16 protein-coding genes are annotated in these 17,193 nt (G+C 53.0%); 3 read left to right on the top strand and 13 right to left on the bottom strand.

Translation table 11 applies throughout. The features are described 5' to 3' along the window. Positions 1–461: 461 nt before the first annotated feature. Positions 462–785, bottom strand: a complete 324-nt coding sequence (locus E6Q52_RS07440; protein WP_292820556.1) for a cupin domain-containing protein — start codon at positions 783–785, stop codon at positions 462–464. A 103-nt stretch (positions 786–888) separates the two neighbouring features. On the opposite strand from E6Q52_RS07440, the gene E6Q52_RS07435 reads away from it, so the two are divergent. Both E6Q52_RS07435 and E6Q52_RS07430 read left to right on the top strand, forming a co-directional pair. Beyond that, complete coding sequence (locus E6Q52_RS07435) at positions 889–1,842, top strand: L-threonylcarbamoyladenylate synthase (RefSeq protein ID WP_292820552.1); 954 nt, start codon at positions 889–891, stop codon at positions 1,840–1,842. A 72-nt stretch (positions 1,843–1,914) separates the two neighbouring features. Next, complete coding sequence (locus E6Q52_RS07430; protein ID WP_292820549.1) at positions 1,915–2,277, top strand: hypothetical protein; 363 nt, start codon at positions 1,915–1,917, stop codon at positions 2,275–2,277. 71 nt (positions 2,278–2,348) lie between these two features. Here the strand turns inward: E6Q52_RS07430 and E6Q52_RS07425 are convergent, their stop codons facing one another. From E6Q52_RS07425 to E6Q52_RS07410, 4 genes are all read right to left on the bottom strand, one after another. Beyond that, positions 2,349–2,582, bottom strand: coding sequence for a hypothetical protein (locus E6Q52_RS07425; RefSeq protein ID WP_292820546.1), 234 nt, complete (start codon positions 2,580–2,582; stop codon positions 2,349–2,351). 196 nt (positions 2,583–2,778) lie between these two features. Beyond that, positions 2,779–4,245 (bottom strand): TolC family protein, encoded by a 1,467-nt coding sequence (locus tag E6Q52_RS07420; RefSeq protein WP_292820543.1) that lies wholly within the window; start codon positions 4,243–4,245, stop codon positions 2,779–2,781. After that, positions 4,242–6,365, bottom strand: a complete 2,124-nt coding sequence (locus E6Q52_RS07415) for a peptidase domain-containing ABC transporter (protein WP_292820541.1) — start codon at positions 6,363–6,365, stop codon at positions 4,242–4,244. The genes E6Q52_RS07420 and E6Q52_RS07415 overlap by 4 nt, the downstream gene beginning before the upstream one ends. A 21-nt stretch (positions 6,366–6,386) precedes the next feature. Continuing rightward, positions 6,387–7,655 carry an HlyD family efflux transporter periplasmic adaptor subunit gene (locus tag E6Q52_RS07410; protein WP_292820538.1) on the bottom strand — a complete coding sequence of 423 codons (1,269 nt, stop codon included), beginning with the start codon at positions 7,653–7,655 and terminating at the stop codon, positions 6,387–6,389. 352 nt (positions 7,656–8,007) lie between these two features. On the opposite strand from E6Q52_RS07410, the gene E6Q52_RS07405 reads away from it, so the two are divergent. After that, a complete protein-coding gene (locus tag E6Q52_RS07405) occupies positions 8,008–9,111 on the top strand; it encodes a porin (protein ID WP_292820536.1) in 1,104 nt (367 codons plus the stop codon). A 66-nt stretch (positions 9,112–9,177) separates the two neighbouring features. Here the strand turns inward: E6Q52_RS07405 and E6Q52_RS07400 are convergent, their stop codons facing one another. From E6Q52_RS07400 to msuE, 8 genes are all read right to left on the bottom strand, one after another. After that, entirely contained in the window at positions 9,178–9,963 is a 786-nt protein-coding gene (locus E6Q52_RS07400; protein ID WP_292820534.1) for an ABC transporter ATP-binding protein, read from the bottom strand. 110 nt (positions 9,964–10,073) lie between these two features. After that, a complete protein-coding gene (locus E6Q52_RS07395) occupies positions 10,074–11,393 on the bottom strand; it encodes an ABC transporter substrate-binding protein (RefSeq protein WP_367124998.1) in 1,320 nt (439 codons plus the stop codon). Positions 11,394–11,538: 145 nt separating this feature from the next. Continuing rightward, positions 11,539–12,606, bottom strand: coding sequence for a branched-chain amino acid ABC transporter permease (locus tag E6Q52_RS07390; RefSeq protein ID WP_292820528.1), 1,068 nt, complete (start codon positions 12,604–12,606; stop codon positions 11,539–11,541). Positions 12,607–12,626: 20 nt separating this feature from the next. After that, positions 12,627–13,508 carry a branched-chain amino acid ABC transporter permease gene (locus tag E6Q52_RS07385; RefSeq protein ID WP_292820525.1) on the bottom strand — a complete coding sequence of 294 codons (882 nt, stop codon included), beginning with the start codon at positions 13,506–13,508 and terminating at the stop codon, positions 12,627–12,629. An 18-nt stretch (positions 13,509–13,526) separates the two neighbouring features. After that, positions 13,527–14,306 carry an ABC transporter ATP-binding protein gene (locus E6Q52_RS07380; protein WP_292820522.1) on the bottom strand — a complete coding sequence of 260 codons (780 nt, stop codon included), beginning with the start codon at positions 14,304–14,306 and terminating at the stop codon, positions 13,527–13,529. Then, on the bottom strand, positions 14,303–15,475 hold the full coding sequence (locus tag E6Q52_RS07375) for an AMP-binding protein (protein WP_292820519.1): 1,173 nt from the start codon (positions 15,473–15,475) through the stop codon (positions 14,303–14,305). Before E6Q52_RS07375 ends, E6Q52_RS07380 begins: the two co-directional genes overlap by 4 nt. Positions 15,476–15,481: 6 nt before the next feature. After that, on the bottom strand, positions 15,482–16,573 hold the full coding sequence (gene sfnG / locus E6Q52_RS07370) for a dimethylsulfone monooxygenase SfnG (protein WP_292820516.1): 1,092 nt from the start codon (positions 16,571–16,573) through the stop codon (positions 15,482–15,484). Positions 16,574–16,600: 27 nt separating this feature from the next. Next, entirely contained in the window at positions 16,601–17,173 is a 573-nt protein-coding gene (gene msuE, locus E6Q52_RS07365) for an FMN reductase (protein ID WP_292820513.1), read from the bottom strand. Positions 17,174–17,193: the final 20 nt, after the last annotated feature.

Here is a 17,193-nt window from a genome sequence, read left to right as displayed (position 1 = left end):
CTTTTTTACCTCTTAAAAGAGGCGGTATTCGTTTCGCTTTACTTACATAAATGTAAGTACTCAAATTCATTTCAAGGTATGTGCGTTGTTACACTGTACATACTTGTCATAAATCTAAGTGTAAGCATTTGTATTTTCTGAGTTTCTACGCATTAAATGCGCTTCACTCAACGACAAACACCCACACTTATCAGTCATCCTAATTTTTAAAGAACAGTCAGCTTTTAAGCTGTTTTCGTTACCGTTATTTCGTAACGAGGTGCGCATTATACAGAGGTTTATTACTTCGTCAACAGCAATTTAAAAACTTATTTTAAACTACCATCAACTCGCCCTGCTTAACCACATTCCCTTTCACTCAACGATGTCGTTTCGTTTAAGGAAGCCGCGCATTTTACAGCGCTGAGCTTTGCGGTCAACCCCCAAATCAACACTCTTACACTTTTGTTACAAATTGATGACTATTTCTTAAAAGCGGCTTTGAGTCGCAACCAGGATTGCGTCAAGACATTGCCATCAAGATGATAATGCTTATGCAAAGGCTGCTTCACTTCCCAGCTCACTTTGAGGCCGGCAGGGAATACAACAAAGTCGCCCTTGCCAAAACGCACAGGTGCGCCACCTACCGGGGTGACCACACATTCGCCTTCTAATATATATGCCTGCTCTTGTTCATGAAATGTCCAGTCAAACACTGAGACTTCTTTTTGCCAAGTTGGCCACTTGGCAACACCCAGGCTACTTAGTTGTGTTTCGGCAGGATTGTGTTGAACTTGAATCTGCATGTTGTTGCTCCTTAGACTGAAGCGCGCATTTTATAGGAAGCCATGCTTTAGCAGTCAGGCTTTTCAATAGTAAAATAGGTTTTTTTACAAAACAGGGTGCGTGATGCGTATCAGCCCGGCAAAGGCAATTGAGCTGTTACGGTGTGGCGAAGTGGTGGCCATTCCGACAGAGACGGTGTATGGATTGGCCGCTGACGCGCGCAACGAGTCAGCGATTGCCAAAATATATGCGACGAAACAACGCCCAGCCAATAACCCGCTGATTGTGCATATCGCCAGCGCGGCGCAAGTGACCGAGTGGGCAAGCGAGTTTCCGCCATTGGCGCAACAGCTGGCAGCAGCCTTCTGGCCCGGACCGCTGACCTTGGTATTACCAGCGCGCGCAGAAGTATCGCAGAGTGTTCGGGCTGGCGAACCCACCGTTGCCTTGCGTGTGCCTGCACACCCAGTGGCACTGGCCTTATTACATGATAGCGGCCTGGGCCTGGCGGCACCTTCTGCCAATCGATATACGCAATTGAGCCCCACCACTGCCGCGCATGTAGAATCTGGCCTAGGCATCGACATTCCGGTGCTGGACGGCGGCGCTTGCCAGGTTGGCATAGAATCCACCATCGTCAGCGTGCATGGCGATGGATGGCAATTACTCCGGCCAGGCATGATCGCGGCCACAGCAATCGCGGCCATTGTAGGCAAGCCAGCAGCGCAGCTAGGCACGCAAACCCCAAAAGCACCAGGACAGCACTTATTGCACTACTCACCGCGCACCCCGTGCCTGCTGTTTACATCTAAAGCGGCTATGCTGCGCTATGCGCACACTAAGCCAACGGCAGCAGCTTTACTGTTTGGCGATGAGCAGCAGATCACACAGCATGATGTCTACCTGCCGCATGACCCGGCGCTAGCGGCTGAGCAATTGTATGCAGCCCTGCACCAACTGGACGCCGCACAGGCAGACGTCATCTTGATTGAAACACCGCCTGCGGCGCCTGCATGGGAGGCTTTGCATGACCGTTTGCAGCGTGCGGCTTACCAAGGACACGACCAAAATGATTGAGTCGATTGGGCATGACTGGCACAATAGGGTGCAATTTGATTGACAGCCTCTTATTAGAACAAGATACACACAATGAAAAACTTCTCTCAACGTTTAATGATCGTCATCACCTCAACTGCCTTGTTTGGCTGCGCCAGTTTTGAATTTCCAAGTATGTTTGACAAGGGCACCAAAGAGTTACCGCGCTATGGCAAAGAAGCGATCCATTATCAATGCGAGAACTACCAGACTTTTGGACTGAAGCTCTCGGCCAATGGCGACGAAGCATGGGTCATGCTGCCTGACCATGAAATTGGATTAACCAGAGATGCCAATGACAAGCAGCTGTATCACTACGGCACCATGGATTTACGGCTGAATGGTGATCAAAGCACGCTGGACGACAGCGACCATTTACACCTCAAAGGCTGCAAACCTGCAGAGATCAAGAAATAACGCCAGAAAAAAGCCGAAAAAAAAGCCCTGCAACGCAGGGCAAATACATCGGAGGGGAAAAACCGACTCTGTTACAGGCTGACCAAACCGCCAACCAAACCAAGCACGCTGCCCAATAAAGGGCCAACCAATGGAATCGCGGACAAGGTACTGACCAGGCTATTCACTGTACCGCCGGTCGTGCCAGTCGCGCCGCCCAACAAACCGCCTAACAATGGAATGCCACCGAGCAAACCACCCAGATCCAATCCTGCGCCACCAGAAACTGCTTCAACTTCCACTTTTTTCAAGCTTTGAATTGCCATTTACTTCTCCTTATTTAAGTGTTGAAAGTACGACTTCAAAGCATGCAGTCCTTGACGATTGCACTGCTTATCAGCACGCACCATAATCTTGATTCAAGAGCAATTTTGCTACAGCACCGCTGCGTTACCGCAACACCACAGCAAAACAATATTAACCAAAATTAACAATTACGTAAACAAGTTAATGATAAATTTTTCAGGGCTCGACAATCGCCCACAAACCCACATTGCCCATATTGGCGGATAGCTTCAATCTGGCCGCACGCAACGCTGCCAGCGACTTGATATGCTGCTGCCTGGCGCCAGATAAGGCATTCTGCGCGCCCAGCAACTCAATCATATTGCCAACCCCGGCCTGATAGCGCCCCTGCGCCACATTGAATGCCTCTTGCGCATGCCGCGTCAGCTCATCGGTGGCGCGCAGATTTTCGCGCTCAGACATCAACGCGTGATAGCTTTTCCAAACTTCTAGCGACACTTGCTGCAAGGCGCGATTGAGCTCCGCTACACGTGTTTGACGCTCGGCTTCGGCGGACTGCACCTGATAACTGCGCGAGAACCCTTCAAACAACGGCACATTCAATTGCAAGCCTATATTTACCGAGGTCGAGTAGACGTTACTGGCCGGAAAATTGGCCAGTTGCTGATAACCCATCTGGTCTGAGCGACTGAGCTCAGTGTTAAGATTTAAGGTAGGTAGCCCTTCTGCGCGCACGGCCTTGATGTTTTCTTCGGCAGCCAGCACCTTGGCTTTGGCAGCAACAATCACTGGATGCGACTCTGTGGCCTGTTGAATCAGCACATCCACCCGATGAACAAAATCGCCCTGATCTAGCGACTGACTGCGTTTTAACAATTGAAACGGGGTGTTGGCCATCAACCCCATGGCCGCCGACAACGTGCCATGCGCATTCTTTAGATCACCTTCGGCTTTAATTCTGTCCAGCCGCGCTTGTGCATAAGCGGTTTGCGCCTGCAACTGATCAGTGAGCAAACCGACACCGGCTTGGAACTTGGCAGTCGCTGCCGCCAGGCTTTCCTTGGCCAACGACTCGGCATCTTCAAAAGCGGTCAAGGTGGCCTGTGTGGTCAGGTTATCAAAATACGCCTGGGCCGCAGTGATAAACACCTCTTGCAAGGTCGCATCGTGTGCCGCATTGGCGGCACTTAATAAAGCCTGTGCTTGCCCCAACTTAGCCGAGCGCTGCCCCAGGTCAGCCAGCAACCAGCTAAGACGAAGGCTGGCGGTGCGGTTGGTAATGTTATTGTCCTGGTCCAGCGAAGAAAACAACGAGTTTTCGACATGATTTCTGACTTTAGCCGCCCCTGCCGTGACGTTCACACGCGGTAAATAATTGGATTTTTGCACCGCCACTTGTGCCGCCTGCGCTTTGGCAACAGACCAGGCCTCCGTACTACGTGGGCTATTACATAAGGCTTGCTCGACCACATCAAGTAGCGTCAGCTGCCGTTGCGGCAAGCCTGCAGCACAGGGAGCCAATGCCGAGTCTTCTGCTGGCGTCAGCATTTCTTTGGCCGGGCTACCGGCGACGCGCCCCTGAAACTCGGTAAAGTCAGTCAATTGCAACGCCAGGGCGTTCATTGGCAACGCGCCACTCAAGGCACAGCATAGGCCCACAATCTGGCGCCAGGATACGCTCATGCGCCTGCCACCGCCGTCATATGCACTTTGCCCGCGGCCATCACGATGACACGCTTGGCCGAAGCAATGGTCTCAGGCCGGTGCGCGATAATCACCCGCGTCATGTCCAGCGCCTGTATCGCCTCGTTCACCATGGCTTCGCGGGCCACATCAAGGTGACTGGTGGCTTCGTCGAGGAAGAGGATTTTAGGCTTTTTATATAAGGCGCGCGCCAGCAGGATACGTTGCTTTTGGCCGCCAGACAGCGCCGCGCCCATATCGCCAATCAAGGTGTTAAAGCCCATGGGCATGGCTACAATGTCTTCGTATACCGCGGCTTTGCGCGCGCACTCTTCCACCCACGCCATGTCTACCTGCTGGTCAAAAAACGCTATGTTGTCGGCAATCGAGCCAGCAAACAATGCGTCGTCCTGCATCACCGTGCCGACCATATTGCGCAAATGCGACAAACCTAGCTTGGACAACGGCTGCCCGCCCACCAGCACTTGCCCCTCTTTAAAAGGCCTCAGACCCAGCATGACATTCATCAGGGTCGACTTACCGCAACCGGAAGGGCCGACAATGGCCACCGACTCACCAGCGGCAATCTCCAGGTCAATACCATCCAGCACCCAGGGCTCACCATCGGCATAACGGTAACGCAGGCCTTGAATCACAATACTGGCAGGCAGTTGTTCAATCTCCTGCTTACTCATGGTATCGACAACTGCAGGCTCCTGCTCGGCCAGCGCAATATCGGCCAGGCGCTCGCCTTGCAAATGCAGCATGCGCATCTCCACCAGCCGATCAATTAAGCCACTGACGCGGTTCACAAACTGATCTTTATAGGCAATAAAAGCCAGTAATACGCCGATGGAAAACGCCCCATCCATCACCAGACCTGCACCCAGCCAGACGATGAGAATGCGCTCCACACCAAACAACAAGCCATTCAGCAAGCGATACATCACCTGCAATTTTTGTGTGCGTAAGTCAGCATTCACTTGCTCGACAAACAAGCCCAGCCAGCTATTGCGGCGCTCGTCTAAGCGTTGAAATAACTTCAGGGCACGCACGCCGCGCACAGTTTCAATAAAATGGGTTTGCTGTTTGGCGGCATGCACGATTTGCTCTTCGGTGGCATTGCGCAAGGGCCGAAACCAGGCCCAGCGGCCCAAGCCATATAGCAGCATGGCGCCGATGGCAATCCAGGCCATGGTCGGGCTATATAAAAACATCATGGCCAAGGTGGCGATTGTCAACACGCCATCCAGAATCGCCTCGACAAAGGTGCTGGTCAGCGTATGTTGAATCTGGTCAATGGCACCAAACCGCGAGACCACATCGCCCAAGTGCCGTTTTTCAAAAAAATCGACTGGCAAGCGGATCAAATGGGCAAATAAGTTGGCACGCCACTGCACATTCAGCGTGGTAGACATATGCATAATGACCCAGGCGCGCACCGTGCTAATCGCTTGCTGCATCAACACCAAAAGGCTAAAGCCGAGTGCCAGCGTCGTCAGCAAATCCCGGTCTGCCGACACCAGCACATGGTCAACCACCCATTGCATATAAAACGGCGACACCAGCGCAAACACCTCCAGCGCCAGTGCTAACAGCAACACCTGGCCCATGGAGCGATAAAGGCCAGTGACATGCCCCATCATGTCGCGCAATTTCACGCTTTGTTTAAAGGTCACCTGCTTAAAGCCAGGGTTGGGCCACAACTCCAACGCCACGCCGGTAAAGGCGGCCGACACTTCTTCAAAGCTCAGTTTACGGATGCCCATCGCCGGGTCATGAATCACCACATGGCGAGCGCCCACCTCTTTCAACACTACAAAATGGTTGAAATTCCAGTGCAAAATACACGGGCGGCGTAAGTCTTTTAAGTCTTCCAGCTCTAGCTTCACCGGGCGCGTGGTAAAGCCTACCGCCTGCGCCATGCCCATCAAGTGGCTGAGCGTGGTGCCCTTGATCGAAATAAGAAACAAGCGACGCATGGTCGCCAGATCGGTGCGAAAGCCATGGTAATTGGAAACCATGACCAAACAGGCCAGCCCGCACTCGCTGGCCTCAGTTTGCAGTGCGATGGGCAGGGTGCGTCCCAGGCCAAAGGACAATTGACTAATAAAAGACATGACTCACTTTCACTTGCATGACTACAGCTTGCCGGTCAAACTGATCAACGGCTCCAATACCCACTCATACAGCCGCCTGCGCTCAAGCATGATGTCGGCATCGAGTAACATGCCGGTCTGCAATGGCTGCTTGACGCCATACGCCAGGATGGTTTGCTGGTCTAGCGCGACTGAAATACGGTAGTAAGGCTCGCCGCTTTGATTATTGCCGGAGAGATTACCCATGGTAAAAATTTCGCTGGCGGGCAACGCTGTTCTCGACACCGACACCACTCGCCCCGTGGCCTGACCAAACTTCTGGTAGGGATACGCCTGGTAACGTAACCGCACCGGCACGCCAGCGCGCACAAAGCCAACCGCACGGCTGGGCGCAAACAAATGCGCTTCTAGCCTGGCCCCACGTGGCACAATACTTACCAGCGGCCGACTGCCTTCCACCGCGGTGCCGACATTGGATACCACGGCCGTCGCCGTGCCGGACGCAGGCGCACGCACCACCAGTCGGCGTTTAGCTTCACTTTCGGTCAGTTGTTGATTGACGCTGGACACACTGCGCTCAAGTTGCGCAATCTGGTTTTGATGTTTGGCACGGATGCTGGACAACTCTTCCTGCCTGGCCATAAGATCGCGCTGCATGCGCACCTGCTCGCGTGCCATCGATTCAAGCCGTGAAGATTGCTCTATCCACTCTTCTTGCTTTTGCTGCGTTTGCTCACGCGAAATATAGTTTTTTTCTAGCAGGCCTTGATAGCGTTGATAGGCTTCCTCACTGAGCTTGACGCGTGTTTGCTGCGCGCTGTGTTGCGCTTGCAGCCGGGTCAACTCCTCCTGAATACCCAACAAACGTGACTGCAAGGCCTGCTGCTCATCATGCTGCTGCGCCCTGGTTTTGACGATTTCATCACGCAGCGATTGTCGTTGCTGCGCGTGCTGCGCACTAATGGAGGCCTGCACCGAGCCCTGCCCATCGGAATAACGCTCACTGGACAATACGAACAATACATCGCCCTGCTTGACCTGCTGCCCCTCCTGCACTTTCTTTTCCACCACCAAACCCAATTGCGGCGCATACACTTTCAGCAAGCCGGTTTCCGGCACCAGCTGCCCCACCACTGTACTGCGCTTGGTGTAGGTGGCACAGGCCATAAACAGTCCGACGATGACTGCAAAGATGACGGCCAAGGCCGTGAGGAACAGGTAACTGACTGGACGTGCCAGCAAGATGGTCCCTAGCCATTGGTTTTTTTGTGCGTTGAGCGCAGCTTGACGGAATAGAGGCTGATTTGCCATGAAGATCAATGCCAGTAACGGCGATAACACCCGGTAATTTTAGATAATATTTATTAACAAACCGGCAGATTATAGTGGTCGCAGCAATAAAACGTCAACAAATGTTAAGGGAGTTATCTAATCCCTCACGGCCGGCATCGTTGCTGATTGCAAGGCAGGCGAACAGCACCCTGCGGGTCACTCAGCATCCACCACTCACCGAAAATAAAGCAACCCATTGATTAATATCATTTAATTTAATGGCACACATCCTGCAATAAGTCATGTTGGAAAGTGTCTTCAATCGCGTCTGCGCGTCACGAGGACGACTGATCTCCATTGATAACCATATGACTAATCACAGAGTACACACATGAAAAATCAACCAACCCCACACAAGCCACAGCGTCTTTCTTTACTCATCAGCCTGGCGCTGCTCAGCAGCCAGGCCTTTGCCGAAGCCACCATACAGCGCAACGATAATCAGTTCATCAACATTGGCATTGCTTCCCGCATTAGTTTCAGCTCAATCAAAGACGCCGCGCCCAATGGCAAAGACCGCTCGAATGATTTTGAAGTTGAAGAAGCACGTTTGTATACCAACGGCAAACTGCACGAAAACGTCTCATTTGAATTTAACTTTGCGCGTAACACCGCAGATGACAAAGTAGAGTTGCTGGATGGTCACTTAGGGCTTGAACTCAACAACTACGCCAACGTTTGGATAGGCCGCTTCTTACCCGCCGCCAGCCGCGCCTCTGCTGCCGCGCCGCTGTATTCAACCACCTTTGACTTCCCGATTGCCGAGCAAGGCTCTTACCAGTTTGCTGGCCGTGACAATGGCGCCGTCTTTTTTGGTGCCGATAGCAGCAGTGCGTTTAAATACTACTTATCAGCCACCAATGGCCGCCAGGGCGGCTCCAATCAGGCTGATAACCTGTCTTACGCCACCCGCTTGCAATACAACTTTTGGGATACCGAGCCAGGCTTTTACAACTTATCCGGTTACGATGGCAAAAAATCTATTTTGTCGGTCGGCGGCTCTTATCGCTACCAGAAAGATGGCACCGGCACTATTTTGAATAAAGGCGATTCCAAATACTGGAACCTCGATGCGCGCCTGGAGAAACCACTGAGCAATGGCGCGGTGCTCGGTGCTGAAGCCTCTTATTACAACTATGACAACGACAACACCGGCGACACCGTGTTGCCAGAGGCCAAAGGCTTTTTCGTCAACGGCAGTTATACCTTTGCAGAAAAAGTGGGCATCGGCAAATTCCAGCCTAAAGTGATTTATCAGGAATTTAACAATGACACCACTGGCCTAGACCGTAAACGCATTGATGTTGGCGTTGGCTATTTAATCGATGGCGACAGCAATAAACGTATTGATGTGTTCTACTTTAGAGAAAATCGTAACAACTTGCCTGACATTGACGGCATTAAAGCGATTTTCCATGTAGCACACTTCTTCTAAGGGGATGCAGTCATAAAAAAACGGCCATACTGGCCGTTTTTTTATTGGGCACAACCTAATGTGCCATTAGCGACTGCCCAGATAGGAATCGCTCAATGCCTGGCTGCTGGCGATCGTTTGTGCATCGCCATGGTGAGTGATATGCCCGCTTTCAAGCACATAGGCATCGTTGGCGTAACGTAAAGCCACCGTGGCATTTTGCTCGGCCAGCAAAAAACTCAGGCCTTGCGTTTGTTGTAGCTGATGCACAATTTCAAAAATTTCTTCGACAATTTGTGGCGCCAGGCCCATGGAAGGCTCATCGAGCAAAATCAGTTTAGGATCAGCCATCAAGGCGCGGCCAATAGCGACCATTTGCTGCTCACCGCCAGAGGTGTAGCCCGCATAGTTGTTGCGTAGCAATTTTAGCCTTGGAAAAAACGCATAGACCTTTTCTAACGCATGCGCCAGGGCCTTGCTGGAAGGGCGGCGGATAAAGGCGCCGGTCAGCAGGTTTTCTTCTACGGTTAAGTGGCCAAAGCAATGCCTGCCTTCCAGCACTTGTAACAGGCCTTGCGCCACCCGTTGGCCAGGGGTCGCATGGGTAATGTCCTGACCACCATAGACAATCTTGCCTTGCAAGATTTCGCCGCGTTGGGCCGGGGCCAGACCAGAAATCGCTTTTAAAATAGTGCTTTTGCCAGCGCCATTGGCGCCGAGCAGTGCGACGATAGACTGTGGCGCGACCTGCAAAGAAATATGTTTAATGGCAAAAATGACCTTTTCATAGATCACTTCAATATCGTCTAATTGCAATAACGGCTCGCTCGCCAGCGCGGGCGGTATCGCCGCGATGTATTGTGCTTGTGACATCATCACCTCCTCAATTTGATGTAGTGGGCATATGCGCACACTGCCCACGGCATCAAACTGCCTATGCACACCGCGCGCTGCGGTGTGCATCTATTCACATCGCTACCTATTTAATTGGCAGCGACGACTTCTTTGCTGCAATCACGCGGTGTGATGCCTTTTTCTTTGGCATATTCGTGTGAGGATTTTTCAATAATCGGACGCAACAACTGGCGGTCTGCCTGCACCCAATCGGAAATCACCTTCCACTTGCTGCCATCCCACTGCTGAAAACGCACCGCACCACCGCCTTCATGGTCAGCGCAACTGAGTTTCAGTGGTTGCACCAGGCCCAGTGCGCCCAGTTCTTTCAAGCGCGCATCATCCAGCTTGATGTTCTCAAAGCCCCAACGCACTTCTTCGCCGGTCAGCGGACGTTTGCCAAACTTGGCTTGTGCCACGCGCACCGCTTCAACGTTCAAAATACCGTTGACCACGCCTAGGTTGTAATACACATTACCAAAGCGTTTAGGGTCTTGCAGATTGCCTTTTCCAGCTTTAATCACGTATTGGTTAATGCCCTGCAATACCGGGAAGCTGGTGCCGGAAGGATGGGTGGTGATCGAAATAAAGCCTTTGGCCGCATTGCCCGCAGGCGCCGCGTCGTCTTCGGAGTTACTCCAGATGTTGCCGATGATATGGTCAGCGGGGAAACCGGTTTTTTGTGCTGTTTTCAACGCCACCGGGTTCATCACGCCCCAGCCACGCAAAATCACCCAGTCCGGTTTGATACGGCGGATGCTCAACCACTGTGACTGCTGCTCATTCCCCGGATGCGGCACTTCAAGCAGCGTCAATTCAAAGCCATATTTTTTTGCCAGCAGCTCTAAAATCGGGCTGGTTTCTTTGCCGTAAGGTGAGCCGTGATACAGCGTGACGATCTTTTTGCCTTTGAGCTTATCGAGGCCGCCGGATTGCTGGGCAATGTAATTCACAATCGCCGACACTTCACTGTAAGGATTCAATTGCAGCGGGAACGCATACGGGAACACGCTGCCGTCAGTCGAATCAGTACGGCCATGGTTAATGGTGATCAGTGGCAATTTGTCCGCGGTGGAACGCTCAAGCGTGGCGTAGGCAATGCCGACAGACAGCGGATTGGTCGCTGCCGCTGGCGCGCCGTTCAGGCCTTTTTTCAGGCGCTCGTAGCACTCAACGCCTTTTTCCACCACATATTCGGTTTCGCACTCGCTCCAGGTAAATTTCACACCATTGACGCCGCCGTCTTTGGCATTGATATATTGCAGGTAGTCAATAAACCCGCCAAAAAAGCCGGAGCCGCCTGCGGCATAAGGCCCGATGCGATAGCTTTGTAGCGGAAAATATTGCTCATTGGCGGCCTGCACTTGTGTGCTCACACTGCTCACAGCCAAGCCTAATGCCAGCCACAGCCAGCGATGTTTAGCTAAAAATGTCACTCTGAAACTCCTTATTAAAAATATAAAAATAGCTACTAATCGTTTTTAGTTATATAAAAAGCCGTACGAGGCGTTCAACACATGAAAAATCTCCTTTTATTCGATGGGAATGAACGGCCTAGAAACGTAGCGGCCAGACCCGCAACCGTTGTTTGATGGTGTGCCAGACTTTGGCCAAGCCGTTAGGCTCTTTGATCAGGAAAAAGATAATCAGCGCGCCAAAAATCATCTTCTGAAAGTTTTCTAGCTGCCCTGGGTCTATCGCCCCGGCAAGCAGGCCAGAAGACAGGTTGGATAACAGGATAGGAAACAACACGATAAAGGCGGCACCCAGAAAATTACCAAGGATACTGCCCATGCCGCCGATGATAATAATGAATAAGATTTGGAAAGAGCGAGACAGATCAAAGCCATGTGGCTCAACCGTGCCCAGGTAAGTGAACGCCCACAACGCACCCGCAATGCCCAGGTAAAACGAACTGATGGCAAACGCTAACAGTTTGGTTTTCGGCACCGAAATCCCAATCACGGCGGCAGCGGTATCCATGTCACGCACGGCCATCCATTTTCTGCCCAACTCACCGCTGACGATGGTTTTGGCAAGCAAGCCCAGTGCGGTGACCACGGTCAGGGTGAGCAAGTAGCGTCCGGCCGGGCGACTCAAGTCTGCGCCGAGCACATGCAGTGGTGGCGCTGTGATCACACCAGAAGAAGAGTGATTGGAAAACCACGGAAAATTAGTGAATACCCACAACACTAAAAACTGTGCCGCCAGCGTAGACACAATCAGGTAAAAGCCTTTGATACGCAAGCTGGGCAAACCAAACAATAAGCCGACGCCGCCCGCGGTCAAGCCACCCACAATCAGGCTTGCCACTAGCGGCAAGCCTTCGAGGCGCAGATGCACGTTATAGGTGGCAAACGCACCCACGGCCATAAACGCCGCCGAGCCCAATGATAACTGTCCGGCATAACCGGTGAGCAGATTGAGGCCCAGCCCAGCCAGCGACAACACCAGAAATGGGATGAGGATGGCACTCAACCAGTAATCGTTGCCGATGACTGGCACACCCAAAAAGGCAAACGCCAGCAATGCAGTAAACGCCCAGCGCTCTTGCTTGAGCCTGAAAAAGCGTTTATCCAGGCGGTAATCGCTAATAAATTGTCCGGTTTCTTGATACAACATGGGATTAATTTCCAAGCCTGTTAGACACGTTCTATGGCTTTGTCGCCAAACAGCCCATACGGCCTGACCAGTAAAAACAGCATGGCCAGCACGTAAGGGAACCAGTTTTCTATCCCGCCACCAATCAGCGGGCCAATAAACACTTCTGCCAGTTTTTCGCTGGCCCCGACGATGAGGCCGCCGACAATCGCGCCTTCAATCGACGTGAAACCGCCAATAATGAGCACCGGCAAGGCTTTGAGCACAATCAGGGATAGTGAGAATTGCACCCCGACGCGGGCGCCCCACAACATGCCAGCCACCAGGCCGACAAACCCGGCCACCGCCCACACGATCAGCCACAGGCGTTGCAGATGAATGCCCACCGCCAATGCCGCCAGCTGATCGTCAGCCACGGCGCGCAAAGCAATGCCTATGCGGGTTTTATTGAACAAAATGCCCAGCAACACCACCAGGCCTCCGGCAATCGCCGCGGCAAACAGATCAAACTGCGACAGTAAAATGCCAAACACTTCATACGGCTCATCATCGATACCGATATCCAGCGCGTGCACCTGCGCGCCCCACACCGCTTGCGCCAGCCCTTCCACGATATAGCTCAGCCCCAGCGTCGCCATAAAGAGGGTAATTGGTGAACGATTGACCAGTTTGCGCAAGACCAGTAGCTCAATCAGCCAGGCCAACACTGCCATGGTGATTAAGGTAATAAGAAACGCACCCCAAAACGGCACGCCCCGCTCCAGCAAGCTGACAAAGGTCAGCGCCGCAAATAACACCATAGAGCCCTGGGCAAAATTGAACACGCCGGAGGCTTTGTAAATCAGCACAAAACCAATCGCCACCAGCGAATACATGACGCCAGCCAGCAAACCACCTGTGAGCACTTCGAGAAAGAAATTCATTTGTTATCCTTAGGCCTGTTATCCATGTTTTGTGCCCAGGTAAGCAGCAATCACGTCCGGGTTGGTGCGCACCTCATCCGGCGAGCCGTCACCGATTTTTTTGCCGTAATCGAGCACCACCACATGGTCAGACAAAGACATCACCACGCCAATATCATGCTCAATCAGGACGATGGTGGTGCCAAACTCACGCCGCGTCTCAACAATAAAGCGGCTCATCTCGGCTTTTTCATCGGCATTCATCCCTGCCATCGGCTCATCGAGCAGCAGCAACTCCGGCTCCGCCGCCAGCGCCCGCGCCAGCTCCACGCGCTTTTGCAAACCATAAGGCAAGCCGCCAACAATGCTGTTGCGCCAGGGTTGTAGTTTTAAAAAGGCAATCACGCGCTCGGCTTTCTGGCGCTGACGCAACGCATCGGCGGGTGCGCGGCCGAGGTTGAACACCTGTTCCAACCAACTACTTTTCACTTTAAGGTTGGTGCCGCTAAGTACGTTATCCAGCACCGACATGCCCTTGAACAAGGCGATGTTTTGAAAGGTGCGAGCCACACCGCGCTTGGCCGCCCACTGCGGCTGCATGGTGCTGCGCGACTCGCCCTGATAAGTGATACGCCCATCATCGGCCTGGTAAACACCGTTAATCACATTGAGCAACGAGCTTTTACCGGCACCGTTAGGGCCAATCAGGGCGCAGATTTCGCCTTTGTTGACGGCAAAGCTGATATTGGTAATGGCTTTCACGCCTTTGAATGACAGTGAAATATGGTCTAGCGCCAATAATGGCTGTGCAACGGTCATGTGGCGGCTCTCAATGTTTTTAAACCGAAGTAACCATCCACTGCCTCTGGCTGGCGCGGGATCACCTGCAACTGGCTGGTCTGCCAGGCTGTCGCCTCCGGCCAACTGCGCACCTGAATGCCAATCGACAAAAAGAACTGCTCGGCCTCGGCCGACAACGGCTCGCCGACCAGCAAAGGCACGCGCGTACGGCGCAGGCCGAGCACGTCTTGCAAGGGCAAAATCACCAGCCAGTTGGCCAATGTGGCCAGCACCGGCAGTTGCTGTTGGTACGCGCGCAACGCCCACGCCACTAAGCCAAATTGCCAGCTGGCAGGCAGCGGCCAACGCGATTGGGTGAGGGTATATAAGCGCTGGTAAGTCGCCGCCGTGCCCGCCACCAGCGTAGGTCCTAACTCGCGTCTGTCAGTATCGCGGGTCGCCAGATTTTCGGGGAAATTCAGCGTAAAACCGGCCAGCAACCACGGTGACAACAAATATCGGGCATGGCCGCTAGCAGCAAACGCTCGTGCCGCCAGCGCTTGCTCCTCCTCGGTCAGCGCTTCCTGCGCGACCAGCTGACGACCGTTATGCAACAACTCGGCATGCGTCAGTTCGCGGTACTCCAACTGATACTGCGCGCCCAAACGATAGAAACGGAACGCAACATCGTGGTTTTCAGCCACACTGGCCAATGCTTCGTCCACCGCATTCGCAACGATGTCACTGTAAGCCTGGATTGCCGGATGGCGGTAACCAGCCAGCCCGCGCGCATCTGCATAGATCAGCAATGACACATCCGGCTTGGCCGCCAGCACCTGGTCGACCTGCGTCTGCGCTTCAGCAAACACAAATTTAGGCCGCAGCGTATGCAGCAAATCCAGCAACTGTGGTTGCGCATAGGCCGCATCCAGCGGTGCAGAGACGCCACCCAGCCAATGCGCGGCCAGCGACAACAACAAGGCTTCCGGCCGGGGCTCGCTCAGCAAAAATAGCGTATCGCCCTTGGCGAATCCGCGTTGCTGCAGAAAGTGAGCGGCCCGCAACACGGCCTGATGCACAGACTGCCAGGGATGTTGTTGCCAGAGGCCTAATTGTTTGTGGCGGATCGCCACCCTGGCGGGGCGTTGCTGCGCCTGCAATGCCAACCAGTGGGGTAATGTATCAGCGGCCATAGCGTGATTCGTCAAGGTCCGTTAAGCCGCTTTGGCCAGTTTTTTGGCTTCGAGCTCGCGCACCAGTGGCAGCACTTTTTCGCCAAAGTAAGCCACTTCTTCCTGAAAGTGCAAAAAGCCCGCCAATACCAGGTCGACGCCGACCGCTTTTAAGGCCACGATGCGTTCAGCAATCTGTTGCGGCGTGCCAATCAGGTTGGTTTTAAAGCCATCGTTGTATTGCACCAGGTCTTCAAAGGTCGACTTCGCCCAGTTACCTTCTTTTTCCGGGCTGGCAGCGCCGGCATTTTTCACCTCATGACCAAACGCATTCACGGCGTCGGGGTTGGCTTTGGCAATAATTTCTGCCAACACGGCTTTGGCTTCTTCTTCGGTATCACGCGCAATCACAAACGCATTCACGCCGATTTTGACCTGGTGATTATTAGCCGCCGCTTTGGCGCGAATATCATCCACTTGCGTCTGAATGCCCTCAACCGTATTGCCGTTGGTGAAATACCAGTCGGACACGCTGGCCGCATTGTCGCGCGCCGCCCGTGAGCTACCGCCCTGGAAGATTTCCGGGTGCGGCTGCTGCAGTGGTTTTGGTTTCAGCGTGTAGTTGCTAAAACGATAGAAGTCACCGCGGTAGGTAAAGTTATCCTGCGTCCAGATGCCTTTAAGTGCTTCGATAAACTCTTTAGAGCGGCGATAACGCTCGTTATGGTCCAGCCACCAATGTTCGCCAATGGCGGTGAATTCGCCACGGAACCAGCCAGACACAATATTCACTGCAATCCGGCCTTCGGTCAGCAGATCAATGGTCGCCAACTGCTTGGCCGCCAGCACCGGGTTCCACGGGCCGGGCAAAATCGCTGCAATCACTTTTAATTTAGTGGTCGCCGCCAATAACGCGTGCGAAAAAGACACAGACTCATGCTGAAACTCTGCACCATAACCGGCGGTAAAACGGATCTGGCTTAGGGCATACTCAAAACCTGCTTTTTCGGCAATTTGTGCCAATTTGCGGTTGTAGTCGATATCCCAGCTGGTGCGCTGCTCAATATTACTCACCACCAGGCCACCGCTGACGTTAGGCACCCAATAGGCAAATTTAATGTTTTCTGTACTCATTTTTCGTTCTCCAAATAATCGGCTGACTTATACGGCCAGCAAATGGTCTTTATTCACCAGCTCACGGTGCTTGAGCAAAGGCAAGGCACGCTCTACGGCCAACGCAATACGCGCCGTGACGGCCGGGTTTTTCACCTGATAGTTTTCAAAGTCGGCTTCGGTGGCATACACGCCAATCGGCAAGGTGAGTGCCTGGAAAAAGCTAAACAAGGGGCGCAGTTCGTGATCAATAATTAAAGCATGGCGATCACTGCCGCCCGTCGCCGCTAACAACACAGGCACATCGACCAGCGCTTCGTAATTCACCAGGTCAAACAGGTGCTTGAACAGGCCGCTATAAGACGCACGGTAGACCGGCGTCGCCACCACCAGCAGGTCAGCGGTTTCAATCGCCTGGATATCTTGTTGCACCTTCAGTGGCAGCGCTTTCGGGTCGTAAGACGCCACCAGGCTGCTGCCGATTTCGCTCAACTCAATCACATGCAGATCAATGGGTAATTGTTCACCCAGTTGTTGGGTGATCGCCTCGACCAGCGCAGCGGTTCTGGAAGGCAATTTATAACTGCCAGAGACGGCAGTGACTTTTAATGGACGACTCATGATGACTCCTAATTAAGGTT

It is taken from the genome of Methylophilus sp. (genome assembly GCF_008015755.1).
Lineage (GTDB): Bacteria > Pseudomonadota > Gammaproteobacteria > Burkholderiales > Methylophilaceae > Methylophilus.
Note: the sequence above shows the minus strand (reverse complement) of the source record. Positions and strands in the feature narration are given on the sequence as shown.